Here is a 15,188-nt window from a genome sequence, read left to right on the forward strand (position 1 = left end):
CAGGGTAGTTGGGACCTCCGCCGTTCACCTTCAGACTAGCGCGGCCCCCTGACAGCCCGTCGGCTCGCCGGCGGCCCCGGGCAAGTGCTAAGGGGCTTTCTAGGGGTTCCGTGCGGGCGCCTGCTCATTACGGTGGAGGAGCCTGGGCCGGGTGTCCAGCAATAACGTCGCGCGCATATGCGAATACGGGACGGGGGTTCGGTGGCGACCCGCCATTTCACATTCCCCGCCTCCCGATTCCTTGTCCGAACTCGTCGGCGCTCACACGGGAAGCGGGATAACTGAAATGGCCAACCTCAACTCCGACGAACGGCTTGTCGAAGCACTCCGGGCGTCGCTGAAGGAGACCGAGCGGCTGCGCGGGCAGAACCGGAAGCTCTCGGCGGCCATGCGGGAGCCGATCGCGATCGTGGGGATGGCCTGCCGCTACCCCGGCGGCGTCGAGTCGCCGGAGGACCTGTGGCGGCTGGTGGCCGACGGGGTCGACGCGGTGTCCGAGTTCCCCGACAACCGCGGCTGGGATCTCGACGGCGTGTATGACCCGACCGGCGAGCGGCCCAACACCACGTACACCCGGGAGGGCGGATTCCTGCACGACGCGGGTGAGTTCGACCCCGCGTTCTTCGGAATCGCCCCCAACGACACGCCGTACGTGGACCCGCAGCAGCGGCTGCTGCTGGAGGTCAGCTGGGAGGCGTTCGAGCGGGCCGGGATCGACCCGGGCACCCTCAAGGGCAGTTCGACCGGTGTGTTCGCCGGACTGATGTACCACGACTACCCGTTCAGCAGCGCGGCCGGCTCGATCGTCTCCGGCCGGGTGTCCTACACCCTGGGCCTGGAGGGCCCGGCGGTGACCGTGGACACCGCCTGCTCCTCCTCGCTGGTCGCCCTCAACCTGGCCGTCCAGGCGCTCCGTTCGGGCGAGTGCTCGCTCGCCCTGGCGGGCGGCGTGGCCGTGATGGCCACCCCCGAGACCCTGGTGGAGTTCAGCCGGCAGAAGGGCCTGGCCAAGGACGGACGCTGCAAGGCGTTCGGCGCCGGCGCCGACGGCACCGGCTGGTCGGAGGGCGCGGGCGTCCTGCTGGTCGAGCGGCTGTCGGACGCGCGCCGCAACGGTCACCCGGTGCTGGCCATCGTGCGCGGCACGGCGATCAACCAGGACGGTGCCTCGAACGGCCTGACCGCCCCGAACGGCCCGGCCCAACAGCGGGTCATCCGGGCCGCGTTGGCCAACGCCCAGCTGACGGCCGCCGACGTGGACGCGGTCGAGGCGCACGGGACCGGCACCACGTTGGGCGACCCGATCGAGGCGCAGGCGCTGCTCAACACCTACGGCCAGGGCCGGGCCGAGGCCGGGCCGCTGTGGCTCGGCTCGCTGAAGTCCAACCTGGGGCACACCCAGGCGGCGGCCGGGGTCGGCGGGATCATCAAGATGGTCATGGCGATGCGGCACGGCGTGCTGCCACGCACCCTGCACGTCGAGCAGCCGTCCGCGCAGATCGACTGGTCGGCCGGAGCGGTCGAGCTGCTGACGGAGGCCCGGGACTGGCCGGAGACCGGCCGGGTGCGGCGGGCGGGCATCTCCTCCTTCGGCATCAGCGGGACGAACGCGCACGTGATCATCGAGCAGGCCCCGACGGAGCCGGAGCAGCGCGAGGCCGTGGCCGCCGCTCTGCCGGTGGTGCCACTGCTGCTGTCGGCGAAGAGCGCGAAGGCGCTGCGGGCGCAGGCGACGGCACTGCTCGAACGGATCGAGGGCGAGGGCGGGCCGGAGCCGGTCGACGTCGGGTTCTCGCTGGCCACGACGCGTTCGGTGCTGGAGCACCGGGGCGTGGTGGCCGGGGCCGACCGGGCGGAACTGGTGGCGGGGCTGCGGGTGCTGGCCGAGGGCGGGGGTGTGTCCGGTCAGGCGAAGGGCGGTCGGACGGCGTTCCTGTTCACGGGTCAGGGGTCGCAGCGGTTGGGGATGGGGCGTGAGCTGCACGGTGCGTTCCCGGTGTTCGCGGCTGCCTTTGACGAGGTGTTGGGTGCGTTGGGTGGGTCGCTGCGTGAGGTGGTCTGGGGCTCCGATGCCGACGAGCTGAACCGTACGGTCAATACCCAGCGCGCGCTGTTCGCATTCGAGGTGGCGCTGTTCCGTCTGGTGGAGTCGTGGGGTGTGCGGCCTGACTTCGTGTCGGGTCACTCGGTCGGTGAGATCGCCGCCGCGCACGTCGCCGGGGTGCTGTCGCTCTCCGATGCGGTGAAGCTGGTGTCGGCGCGGGCCCGGTTGATGCAGGACCTGCCCTCGGGTGGTGCGATGGTGGCGATCGAGGCTACGGAGGCCGAGGTTCTGCCGCTGTTGACCGATCAGGTGAGCATCGCGGCGGTGAACGGTCCGCGTTCGGTGGTGGTGTCGGGTGACGAGGCGACGGTGCTGCGGATCGCGGAGGGTTTCGAGCGGACCAAGCGGCTGAGTGTCTCGCACGCGTTCCACTCGCCGTTGATGGATCCGATGCTCGATGAGTTCCGCGCGGTGGTCCGTGAGTTGAGCTTCGCCGAGCCGGTGATACCGGTGGTGGCGTCGGGTTCGTTCGCCGATCCCGAGTACTGGGTGAGCCATGTCCGGGACGCGGTCCGGTTTGCAGACAACGTCCGGGGGTTGGAGTCCTCGGGTGTCACGCGGTTCGTGGAGATCGGTCCCGACGGCATCCTGACCGGGCTGGCTCAGCAGTCGGTCGGGTCCGAGGACGCGGTGCTGATCGCGACGGTGCGCCGGGACCGCCCTGAGGTCGCCACGCTGGTGGCGGCGCTGGGTCACCTGCACGTCTCCGGTGGCTCGGTGAAGTGGCCGGCGTTCTTCGCCGACTCGGGCGCCCGGCGGGTGGACCTGCCGACGTACGCCTTCCAACGGAAGCACTACTGGCTCGACGCCGCCTCCGTCGCCGGCGGCGACGCGTCGAGCATCGGTCTGCTGCCCGCCGACCACCCGCTGCTCGGCGCCGTCGTGGTGTCGCCGGACGGCGAAGGGGTGGTGCTGACCGGGCGGCTGGCGCTCGGTACGCAGCGCTGGATCGCCGACCACGGGGTGCTCGGCAACGTCCTGCTGCCGGGCACCGCGTTCGTGGAGTTGGCGGTGCGGGCGGGTGACCAGGTTGGCTGCGACCTGCTGGAGGAGCTGACGCTCCAGGCGCCGCTGATCCTGCCGCCCGGTGGGTCGGTGCAGGTCCAGGTGGCGGTGGGGGAGGTGGACGGCGACGGTGACCGGCCCGTCACCGTGCACTCGCGGCCCGAGGGGGACGAGGGCGGGGCCTGGACCCTGCACGCCGACGGCGTGCTGACCTCCGGAGCCGCGGCACCGTCCTTCGACCTCGCGCAGTGGCCGCCGGCCGGCGCCACCGCGCTGAAGCTGGACGGCGTCTACGACCGGCTGCTGGCGCAGGGCTACGGCTACGGGCCGGTGTTCCAGGGCCTGAAGGCTGCCTGGAAGCGTGGTGACGACCTGTTCGCCGAGGTGGCGCTGCCCGAGGTGGCCCACGCGGAGGCATCCCGGTTCGGGCTGCACCCGGCGCTGCTGGACGCCGCGATGCACGTCGCCCTGGTGGACGACGGCGAGGGCAAGGACGGCGAGCCGGTGCTGCCGTTCGTCTGGAGCGGGGTCACCCTGCACGCGGCCGGCGCCTCGTCCCTGCGGGTCCGCATCTCGCCCGACGGGCCGGAGAGCGTGAACGTCGTGGTGGCCGACGGTGTGGGGGTGCCGGTGCTGTCGGTGCGGTCGGTGGTGGGGCGGCCGGTGTCGTCGGAGCAGTTGTCGGCGGGGCGTGGGGTGGAGTCGCTGTTCCGGGTGGAGTGGCCGGTGGTCTCGGTCGGTTCCGGTACCGGTTCGCTGCCCGCCTGGGACACGTTGACGGGTGACGGTGTGGTGCCCGAGGCGGTGCTGTTGGAGTGCCTGACGCCTGAGGCAGCTGATGTGCCTGGTGGGGTCAGGGAGTTGGCCGGCCGGGTGCTGGGGGTGGTGGGGGAGTGGCTCGGCGACGAGCGCTTCGCCGACTCGCGCCTGGTGGTGCTGACGCGCGGCGGTGTGGTGGCGGCCGACGGTGATGTGGTGGATGTGGTGCAGGCTCCGGTGTGGGGTCTGGTGCGCGCCGCCGTCGCCGAGAACCCGGGTCGGTTCGTGGTCGTGGACTGGGACGGTCTGGCGGAGTCGCGTGCCGTGCTGGGTGCGGTGGTGGCTTCGGGTGAGGTGGAGGCTGCGGTCCGGGCCGGTGTGGTGCGGGTACCGCGCCTTGCGAAGGTCGGCGTGGTCGAGGGTGCGGTGCCGTCGGTGGTTGACGGTACGGTGCTGGTGACCGGTGGCACCGGTGGTCTGGGCGCGGTGGTGGCTCGGCACTTGGTGGTCGAGCACGGGGCCCGGAGTCTGGTGTTGACCAGTCGTCGGGGCCTGGAGGCGCCGGGCGCACGGGAGTTGGCGGCCGAGCTGGCGGCCCTGGGAGCTGCGGTCGAGATCGCGGCCTGTGACGTGGCGGATCGCGGGGCGGTGCGGGCGCTGCTCGCTTCGTTGGAGCGTCCGTTGGTGGGTGTGGTGCATGTCGCGGGTGTGATGGACAACGGTGTGGTCACGTCGGTGACGCCGGAGCGGTTGGATGCGGTGCTGGCGCCGAAGGTGGATGCCGCGTGGCACCTGCACGAGCTGACCGCTGGTCGTGAGTTGGCGTTCTTCGTGATGTTCTCGTCGGCCGGTGGCATGGTGTTGGCGGCGGGTCAGGCGAACTACGCGGCGGCCAACACCTTCCTGGACGCGCTGGCGCTGCACCGTCGGGCGGGCGGTCTGCCGGCCACCTCGATGGCGTTCGGCCTCTGGGGCGTCACCACCGGCATGACCCAGCAGACCCACTCGCTGGAGGAGGCGGAGCAGCGGATGGCCCGCCTCGGTCTCCCGGCTCTCCCGCAGGCCGAGGCGCTCGCCCTGTTCGACGCCTCGATCGCGACCGGCGAAGCCGTCCTGGTGCCGCTCCGGATCGACCCCAAGGCCCTGCGCACGCAAGGCGATTCGCTCCCTGCCCTGCTGCGCGGACAGGTGACCGTCCGGCGTCGGGCGGCGGTGGGCAAGGCCGAGGCGGAGTCGCTGCGGCAGCGGCTGGCCGGGCTGGACGAGACCGAGCGCGAGCGGGCCCTGCTCGCCGTGGTGCTCGGGTACGCGGCCAACCTGCTCGGCCACAGCGGGCCGGAGGCGGTGGAGCCCGAACGGGACTTCCTGGAAGCCGGGTTCGACTCGCTGAGCGCGATGGAGCTGCGCAACCTGCTGAACAAGGCGACCGGTCTCCGGCTTCCCCCGCTGGTGGTCTTCGACAGCAAGACCCCGGCCGCGCTGGCCCGGCTGATGCAGGGCGAACTGGCCCTGGAGCCGGCCGTCGCCACCTCCGGTGGCGAGGCGGCCCAGGGCGGCGTGGCCGACGGCCGGCGCGGCCAACTGTCGGTCCCGGGTGACGAGATCGGCCGGGACAGCCTCAGCCAGCTGTTCCGCGAGGCGGTGCTGTCCGGCCCGATGGCGCAGGCGTTCGGCCTGCTGAGCGCGGTCGCCCGGACCAGGCCGAGCTACTCCTCGCTGGCCGATCTCGGCGCGGTCCCGCAGCCGGTGCGGCTGGCGGACGGCCCGGGCCGCCCCCGGCTGGTCTGCGTCAGCACCCCGATGGCGACCGGTGGCGCGTACCAACTCGCCCGACTGGCTTCGCACTTCGGCGACGTACGGCCGGTGTCGGCGGTGCCGCTGTCCGGGTTCGTGCCCGGGGAGAAGCTGGCCGACTCGGCGGAGGCCGCGATCGAGGTGCTGGCGGCGAGCGTGCTGGAGGCGGCCGAGGGCGAGCCGTTCGTGCTGGTCGGCTACTCGGCGGGCGGTCTGCTGGCCCATGTGACGGCCGGCTACCTGGAGTCGGTGCTCGGGCTCGGGGCGGAGGGGCTGGTGCTGCTGGACACCTACCGCTCGGACAGCCAGAGCCGGGACGACCTGGACCGGGGCATGGTGGTCAGCATGCTGGAGAAGGAGCACATGTTCGGGCGCTTCGACAGCGCCCGGCTGGCCACCATGGGCCGCTACGTCGAGCTGGTGCCCAAGATCGTGCCGGGCAGGATCGAGGCGCCGGTGCTGTTCGTGCAGTGCCTGGAGGCGTTCTCGGGCCCGGGCGACGTGCCTGCTCAGGTCACGGAGTCGGACGACTGGATGGCGCACCCGTGGGACTCCTCGCAGGACGTCCGGCAGGTCCGGGCCAACCACTTCAGCATGCTGGAGTCCGAGGCGGCCGTGACCGCGGCGGCGATCGAGGACTGGCTCGCCGCGCGCGACTGATCCACTGCTGACCCACCGTCACCGGTCGCGGCCGGCGCCCCGTACGGTCTCCGTGCGGGCCGCCGGCCGCGTCGCGTCGCGGGGGAAGCCTGGTGGGGGCCGGTAAGGGCGCGGATAGGGGCTCGTAGGGGATCCTGCGAACACCCGTTCCTCCTAGGGTTGATGGTGGCTGATACGAAAGCGAATTGACGATCAGTCACCACAATCCCTGAACTTCTCAGTCTCCGGCAGCGGCGAGCCACCTGCCGATGAAAAGGAGCCGAGCATGCGCTTCGGACTGCTCTACCTGCAGCAAGTCCCCCGGCCGTGGGCCGAGGACAGCGAGGAGAACGTCCTGCACGAGGCCCTGGAGCAGATCGAACTGGCCGACCGGCTGGGCTTCGACTACGTCTGGGCCTCCGAGCACCACTTCCTCGACGAGTACTCCCACTCCTCCGCCCCCGAGGTGTTCCTGGCTGCTGCGGCCGCCCGTACGGAGCGCATCCGGCTCGCCCACGGCATCGTCTCGCTGCCGCCGGCCGTCAACCACCCCGCCCGCGTGGCCGAGCGGCTGGCGACCCTGGACCTGATCTCCAAGGGCCGGGTCGACTTCGGCTCGGGCCAGGGCAGCACGCAGCACGAGCTGGGTGCCTTCAACATCGACCGGACCACCAAGCGCGAGCAGTGGCGCGAGGCCATCGGCGTGATCACCCGGATGCTCACCGAGGTCCCGTTCACCGGCCACAAGGGCCAGTGGATCGACGTGCCGCCGCGCAACGTGCTGCCGAAGCCGAACCAGAAGCCGCACCCGCCGCTCTGGGTCGCCTGCAGCTCGCCGGAGACCGTCGAGACCGCCGCCCGCAACGGCGTCGGCGCGCTCTCCTTCGCCTTCATGACCGAGGACGAGGCCAAGGAGCGGGTCGCGGCCTACTACGACCTGATCGCCTCCGACGAGTGCGTCCCGGTCGGCAAGGCCGTCAACGCCAACTTCGCGGTGGCGCTGCCCTTCCTCTGTCACGAGGACGAGGAGACCGCCTACGAGCGGGCCATGGGCGGCGTGAACTTCTACGTCAACTCGTTCATGCACTTCTACCTGCAGGGCGAGCACCGCCCCGGCACCACGGTGCTGTCGGAGGAGTTCGGCAAGAAGGCCCCGCTGCCCAAGGAGAACCAGGACCGGATGGACCTGGTGGTCCGCCGCGGCATCGGCACCCCCGAGAAGCTCCGGGAGATGATCCGGGCCCAGGAGGCGGCCGGCGTCGACCAGATCATCTTCCAGGTCCAGCTGGGTGCCAACAAGCACGAGCACATCCTGGAGTCCCTGGAGCTGTTCGCCCGCGAGGTCATGCCGGAGTTCGTCGAGCGCCGCGAGGCGCAGGACCTGGCCAAGGCCGAGCGCCTCGCCGTCCCGGTCAAGGAGGCCCTGGGCCGGATCGAGACCAGCACGGTGGACGTCTCCGACTACCTGATCCGCACCGACATGGAGCTCTTCGGTCCTCCTCAGCAGGCCGCCCCCGACGCCACCCCCACAGCGGCGGAGAACGGCAGCTGATTCCCCGGTCCCCGACGGCCGCCGCTCAACGGCGCGCGGCGGCCGTCGGGGACGCACGTACCAACGGCCCCGGGGGCGGGGGCCGTCCCTGCGCCACTCACAGCTGAGAGGTATTCAGATGTTGCACGCCTTCGACGAGTCGGCCACCATAGCCGGCGATCTCGACGCGATCTGGCGGACGGTGTCCGACGTCGCAGGATGGTCCACCTGGGATCCGCACGTCCTGGAGAGCGGCACCGACACGCCGTTCGAGGTCGGCGGCGGTGGCTGGACCATCTCGCGCATCGTGAAGGGCCGTCGTAGCTACTTCAAGCTGGTCGAGGTCGACCCCGGCCGCGGCTACACCACCGAGTCCCCGATGCCGCTCGGCAAGATGCTGATCATCAACAAGTACGAGCAGGCCGGCCCCGGCCTGGTGAAGCTCAGCCGCCGGGTCGAGGTGCACGGCGGCTTCGCGCCGGTCTACGGCTTCTTCTGGGCGAAGGCGTTCCAGGCGGACACCCGCGCCACCTTCGAGGAGCTGGGCCGCGAGATCAAGCTGCGCGCCACCCGAGTGGAGACGAGCCGATGACCAGAGCGATTGTGATCGGCGGCGGCCTCTCCGGCGTGCTCGCCGCGACGGCCCTCTCCCACCACGTGGACGAGATCACCGTCATCGAGAGTGACCGGTACCCGGACCAGCCCGCACCCCGCCGCGGCATGCCGCAGGGCCGGCAGAACCACATGCTGACCGCAGGCGGCGCGCACGCCCTGGACCAGCTGCTGCCCGGCACCACGGACCTGCTGTTCGCGGCCGGCGCCCACAAGCTGGCGATGGGCCGCAACATCCTCACCCTGTCCTCCGAGGGCTGGTTCCGCCGGGTCGACGACGACGCCTTCTTCATCGCCTGCAGCCGAAACCTGCTGGACCACGTGGTCCGGCAGCAGGCGCTCACCAACCCCGCCATCACGGTGCTCCAGGAGACCAAGGCCACCGGCCTGGTCGGCACCGCGAGCCGGGTCACCGGGGTCCGGTACGAGAAGGGCACCGAGCCCGAGCAGACCCTCACCGCCGACTTCGTGGTGGATGCGACCGGCAGCCGTTCCAAGACCCCGCAGTGGCTCACCGACCTCGGTGTCGCCGAGCTGTACGAGGAGTTCCTGGACGCCGGTCTGGCCTACGCGGGCCGCCTGTACGAGGCGCCCGCCGACGCGGCCGCCGACTTCCCCGGCGTGCTGATCCAGACCGTCCCGAACACCGGCCGGCCCGGTGCCGGTGCGGCCTTCATGCCGCAGGAGAACGGCCGTTGGATCGTCTCCCTGATCGGCACCGCCGGCGGCCAGCCGCCGACCGGTGAGGACGGCTTCATGGAGTTCGCCCGCAACGTGGGCCACCCGATCGTCGCCGACCTGATGGCCCGGGCCACCCCGATCGGTGAGATCAAGGGTTCGCGCGGACTGGCCAACCGCCGCCGCTACTTCGAGCGGCTGACGCTCCCCGAGGGCTTCCTCGCCCTCGGCGACGCGGTCACCGTGCTCAGCCCGAACTACGCCTCCGGCATGTCGATGGCGGCCTTCGGCGCCCTGGCGCTGCGGAACCAGCTCAAGTCGCACGGCCTGGAGCCGGGCCTCGGCAAGAAGGTCCAGCAGGACATCGCCGACAAGGTGGCCGGGCCCTGGAAGTCGGCCACCAGCACCGACCGTTGGTTCCCGGGCGTCCGGACCAACATCAAGCTCGGCAAGGGCACCACGGAGCAGAAGATCGCCGTCCGCTGGTCCAGGACCGCCGCCGAGCACCCCGGTCTGCTGAAGGCGACCTACCAGGTCGCCACCCTGCAGACGCCGCAGAACAAGGTGATGACCCTGCCGCTGGTGGGCGCCCTGCTGAAGGGGCCGCAGCTGGCCCCGCTCACCCCCGCCGAGGCCCTCGCGCAGTTCCCGCAGATCGGGAAGCTGCTCGACGCCGTGCCGGCCGACCTCTCCAAGGTCGAGCACTGACGGAGCGTCGGCCCCGGGGCCGACGCTCCGCCGCACCACCTCGCACCACCCGGCTGCACTGATCTTCCGACCACGGACCGCACTAAGGGGATGGCCTTCGGTGAGCACGAGCAACGAGCAGAGGCTTGTCGAGTACCTCAAGCGAACCCTTGCCGAGCTGCGCGATGCCCGCCGGTGCCTCGACGAGGCGGCGCGCAAGCCCGACGACGAGTCGATCGCGATCGTCGGCATGGGGTGCCGCTACCCGGGAGGCGTGACGTCGCCCGAGGGACTGTGGCAGCTGGTGTCCGAAGGGGTCGACGCGGTGTCGGAGTTCCCGGCCGACCGCGGCTGGGACCTCGACGTCTACGACCCGGAGCCCGGAAAGCCGGGGAAGACCTACTCGCGGGAGGGTGGATTCCTCCACGACGCGGGCGAGTTCGACCCCGGCTTCTTCGGGATCTCCCCGAACGAGGCCCTCGCGATGGACTCCCAGCAGCGGCTGCTGCTGGAGGCCTCGTGGGAGGCGATCGAGAGCGCGGGCGTCGACCCGCTGTCGCTGAAGGGCACCCGGACGGGCGTGTTCGGCGGCGTGATGTACCACGACTACGCCCAGGGCCGGGAGCCCGGGACCTCGGCCGCGGGCAGCCTGGTGACCGGCCGGGTGTCCTACACCCTCGGCCTGGAGGGCCCCTCGCTCTCGGTCGACACCGCCTGTTCGTCCTCGCTGGTGGCTCTGCACCTCGCGGTGCAGGCGCTGCGGCGGGGCGACTGCACGCTGGCGCTGGCCGGTGGTGTGACGGTGATGTCCAACCCGGAGATGTTCGTCTTCTTCAGCACCCAGGGCGGCCTGTCGAAGGACGGCCGCTGCCGGTCGTTCGCCGAGGCCACCAACGGCATGACCTGCTCCGAGGGCGCCGGCGTGCTCTTCCTGGAGCGGCTGTCCGACGCCCGGCGGAACGGTCACCCGGTGCTGGCCATCGTGCGCGGCTCGGCGGTCAACCAGGACGGCGCCTCCAGCGGCTTCAGCGCCCCGAACGGTCCCGCGCAGCAGCGGGTGATCCGGCAGGCCCTGTCCGGCTCCGGCCTCACCTCCGCCGACGTGGACGTGGTCGAGGGCCACGGCACGGGCACCGTGCTGGGTGACCCGATCGAGGCGCAGGCGCTGCTGGAGACCTACGGCCAGGGGCGGCCCGAGAACCTGCCGCTGTGGCTCGGCTCGCTGAAGTCCAACCTGGGGCACACCCAGGCGGCGGCCGGGGTCGGCGGCATCATCAAGATGGTCATGGCGATGAAGCACGGCGTGCTGCCGCGCACCCTGCACGTCGACCGGCCGACCACCAAGGTCGACTGGACCTCGGGCGCGGTCCGCCTGCTGACGAAGGCCCAGGAGTGGCCGGAGACCGAGCGTCCGCGCCGGGCCGGCATCTCCTCCTTCGGGCTGAGCGGCACCAACGCGCACGTCATCATCGAGCAGGTCCCCGAGCCCGACCGGGAGGAGCCGGAGACCGAGACCAGGCCGCTGGCCGCTGTGCCGGTGGTGGTCACCGCGAAGACCGCCGCGGCCCTGCGGGCCCAGGCGGCCCGGCTGGTGCAGCACCTGGAGGAGCGGCCGGAGCTCGCCGTACCGGACCTCGGGCTGTCGCTGCTGACCACGCGTTCGGTGCTGGAGCACCGGGGCCTGGTGGTCGCGGCGGACCGGGCCGAACTGCTGGACGGGCTCAGGGCGCTGGCCGAGGGCGGGGGTGTGTCCGGTCAGGCGAGCGGTGGTCGGACGGCGTTCCTGTTCACGGGTCAGGGGTCGCAGCGGCTCGGGATGGGGCGTGAACTGCATGCCGCGTTCCCGGTGTTCGCTTCGGCCTTTGACGAGGTGTTGGGTGCGTTGGGCGGGTCGCTGCGGGATGTCGTCTGGGGCGACGATGTCGACGAGTTGAACCGGACGGTGAACACGCAGAGTGCGCTGTTCGCGTTCGAGGTGGCGTTGTTCCGTCTGGTGGAGTCGTGGGGTGTGCGGCCTGACTTCCTGGCCGGGCACTCGGTGGGTGAGATCGCGGCTGCGCATGTGGCCGGGGTGCTGTCGCTCGCGGATGCGGTGAGGCTGGTGTCGGCGCGGGCCCGGTTGATGCAGGACCTGCCCTCGGGTGGTGCGATGGTGGCGATCGAGGCTACGGAGGCCGAGGTTCTGCCGCTGTTGACCGATCAGGTGAGCATCGCGGCGGTGAACGGTCCGCGTTCGGTGGTGGTGTCGGGTGATGAGGCGACGGTGCTGCGGATCGCGGAGGGTTTCGAGCGGACCAAGCGGCTGAGTGTCTCGCACGCGTTCCACTCGCCGTTGATGGATCCGATGCTCGATGAGTTCCGCGCGGTGGTACGTGAGTTGACCTTCTCTGAGCCGGTGATACCGGTGGTGGCGTCGGGTTCGTTCGCCGATCCCGAGTACTGGGTGAGCCATGTCCGGGACGCGGTCCGGTTCGCGGACAACGTCGGCAAGCTGGAGTCCTCGGGTGTCACGCGGTTCGTGGAGATCGGTCCCGACGGCATCCTGACCGGGCTGGCCCAGCAGAGCGTCGAGTCCGAGGACGCGGTGCTGATCGCGACGGTGCGCCGGGACCGCCCTGAGGTCGCCACGCTGGTGGCGGCGCTGGGTCACCTGCACGTCTCCGGTGGCTCGGTGAAGTGGCCGGCGTTCTTCGCCGACTCGGGCGCCCGGCGGGTCGACCTGCCGACGTACGCCTTCCAGCACAAGCGCTACTGGCTGGAGTCCACTACCGGTGGCAGCGATTTCGCCGGTCGGGAGGTGGAGCCGGAGGAGGACCCGTTCGAGGTCCTGGTGCTGCGGCAGCGGATCGACGGGCTGCCGGACGGCGACCGGGAGCGGGTGCTGCTGGAGGAGGTCCGGATCCACGTGGCGGCGGTGCTCGGTCACGCCTCGCACGACGAGATCGGGCCCGACCTGGCCTTCCAGGAGCTGGGCTTCGACTCGCTGGCGGCGGTCGAACTGCGCAAGCGGCTGAGCCGGGTCACCGGCGTGCCGCTGCCCGCGACGCTGGTCTTCGACTACCCGAACTCCCGGGCGGTGGCGGAGTTCGTCAACGCCGAGATCGACCCGGCCGGCGGCGCCGCGGTGGCCCCGCTGCTGGGCGAGCTGGACCGGCTCTCCGAGGCGCTCTCGGTGGTCGACCCGGCGGCGGGGGAGCGGGCCAGGATCACCGCCCGCCTGGAGGCCATGCTCCGCAAGTGGAACGACACCCAAGGCAGTTCGGTCGCCGACGAAGAGGACGACCTGCTCGACGAGGCCACCGATGACGAGTTGTTCGCGGTCCTGGACAGCGAACTCGGGATCTCCTGATCCGCACGTACGAACAGCCGGCCGGTTCACGAACAGCTTGAGACCGATTGAGGGCAGATGGGTACCGACGAGAAGCTCCGCGAGTATCTGAAGCGCGCCACCGCGGACCTGCAGCAGACCAAGCGGCACCTCCGCGAGGTGGAGGCCAAGCAGCACGAGCCGATCGCCATCGTGGCGATGAGCTGCCGTTACCCGGGCGGGATCAGCTCGCCCGAGCAGCTGTGGGACCTGGTGGCCTCGGGCACCGACGGGATCTCGCTGTTCCCGGAGAACCGTGGCTGGAACACCGACGAGCTCTACCACCCGGACCCGGCCACGCCGGGCAAGACGTACAGCAAGGAGGGCGGATTCCTCCATGACGCGGGGGAGTTCGACGCCGACTTCTTCCGGATCAGCCCGCGCGAGGCCCGCGAGACGGACCCCCAGCAGCGGCTGATGCTGGAGACCGCCTGGGAGGCCTTCGAGCGCGCGGGCATCGACCCGCTCTCGCTGAAGGGCAGCCGGACCGGGGTCTTCGCCGGGGTGGTCTACCACGACTACTCGGCGGACAGCGGCACCGGCGGCCTGGCCAGCGTCGCGTCGGGCCGGGTCGCGTACGTGCTGGGCCTGGAGGGCCCGGCGATCACCGTCGACACCGCCTGCTCCTCCTCGCTGATCGCGCTGCACTTCGCCATCCAGTCGCTCCGCAACGGCGACTGCACGATGGCGCTCGCGGGCGGGGTCACCGTGATGGCGACGCCGGTCTCCTTCGTCGGCTTCAGCCAGGACCGGGGTCTGGCCCCGGACGGCCGCTGCAAGTCCTTCGCCGGTGCCGCCGACGGCACCACCTGGTCCGAGGGCGTCGGCATGCTGCTGGTCGAGCGACTGTCGGACGCGCGGCGCAACGGGCACCCGGTGCTCGCGGTGATCCGGGGCTCGGCGGTCAACTCCGACGGTGCCTCGAACGGCCTGACGGCGCCGAACGGTCCGTCCCAGCAGCGGGTCATCCGCGCCGCCCTCGCCGACGCCCGGCTGACGGCCGACGAGGTCGACACCGTCGAGGCGCACGGCACGGGCACCACGCTGGGTGACCCGATCGAGGCGCAGGCGCTGCTGGCGACGTACGGTCAGGACCGTCCGGCCGAACAGCCGCTCTGGCTGGGCTCGTTCAAGTCGAACATCGGGCACACCCAGGCGGCGGCGGGTGTCGGCGGCATCATCAAGATGGTCGAGGCGATGCAGCACGGCGTCCTGCCGAAGACCCTGCACGTCGACGAGCCGTCGCCGAACGTCGACTGGTCGGCCGGAAACATCGAGCTGCTCACCGAGGCCCGGCCGTGGCCGGAGAACGGCCACCCGCGTCGGGCCGGCATCTCCTCCTTCGGGCTCAGCGGCACCAACGCGCACGTCATCGTCGAGGAGCCCCCCGCCGCCCCCGAGAGCGGGCCGACGGCTCCCGAGACGGTGCTGCCGACCTCCCTGGTGCCGGTCAGGGTCTCCGGCCGCAGCGCACAGGCGCTGCGCGGCCAGGCCGCCCGCCTGGTGGAGTACCTGGAGTCCCGGCCCGAGGCCGGTCTGCTGGACCTCGGCTACTCCCTCGCCACCTCGCGGGCCGCCCTGGAGCACCGGGGCGTGGTGGTCGCGGCGGACCGTACGGAGCTGCTGACCGGACTGCGGGCGCTGGCCGAGGGCGAGAAGCCGGCCGGGGTCGTGCAGGGTGTCGCGCAGACCGACGGCCGGACGGCGTTCCTGTTCACGGGGCAGGGGTCGCAGCGGTTGGGGATGGGGCGTGAGCTGCATGCTGCTTTCCCGGTGTTCGCTTCGGCTTTTGACGAGGTGTTGGGTGAGCTGGGTGGGTCGCTGCGTGAGGTGGTGTGGGGCGAGGATGTTGATGAGCTGAACCGGACGGTGAACACGCAGCGTGCGTTGTTCGCGGTCGAGGTGGCGTTGTTCCGGCTGGTGGAGTCGTGGGGTGTGCGGCCTGACTTCGTGTCGGGTCACTCGGTGGGTGAGATCGCGGCCGCTCACGTGGCGGGGGTGCTGTCGCTGGC

The 15,188-nt window shown here is 71.4% G+C and carries 4 protein-coding genes and 2 pseudogenes; all 6 read left to right on the plus strand.

Annotated features, from left to right (window positions below; translation table 11 throughout):
* Positions 1–301: 301 nt before the first annotated feature.
* Positions 302–6,322 (plus strand): annotated as a pseudogene (locus tag ACIRPK_RS23105) (type I polyketide synthase); the annotation flags it as partial.
* A 265-nt stretch (positions 6,323–6,587) separates the two neighbouring features.
* On the plus strand, positions 6,588–7,853 hold the full coding sequence (locus ACIRPK_RS23110; protein ID WP_403041170.1) for an LLM class flavin-dependent oxidoreductase: 1,266 nt from the start codon (positions 6,588–6,590) through the stop codon (positions 7,851–7,853).
* Positions 7,854–7,971: 118 nt separating this feature from the next.
* Positions 7,972–8,424, plus strand: coding sequence for an SRPBCC family protein (locus tag ACIRPK_RS23115; protein WP_184912946.1), 453 nt, complete (start codon positions 7,972–7,974; stop codon positions 8,422–8,424).
* The gene (locus tag ACIRPK_RS23120) at positions 8,421–9,830 is read left to right on the plus strand and encodes an FAD-dependent oxidoreductase (protein WP_403041171.1); all 1,410 of its coding nucleotides are present in this window, start codon (positions 8,421–8,423) and stop codon (positions 9,828–9,830) included. The genes ACIRPK_RS23115 and ACIRPK_RS23120 overlap by 4 nt, the downstream gene beginning before the upstream one ends.
* A gap of 106 nt (positions 9,831–9,936) precedes the next feature.
* Positions 9,937–13,158, plus strand: a pseudogene (locus tag ACIRPK_RS23125) (type I polyketide synthase); the annotation flags it as partial.
* 57 nt (positions 13,159–13,215) lie between these two features.
* Positions 13,216–15,188: type I polyketide synthase (locus tag ACIRPK_RS23130; RefSeq protein WP_403041172.1), on the plus strand; the 1,973-nt coding region annotated here is incomplete at its 3' end.

This window comes from Kitasatospora sp. NPDC101801, assembly GCF_044766665.1.
Lineage (GTDB): Bacteria > Actinomycetota > Actinomycetes > Streptomycetales > Streptomycetaceae > Kitasatospora.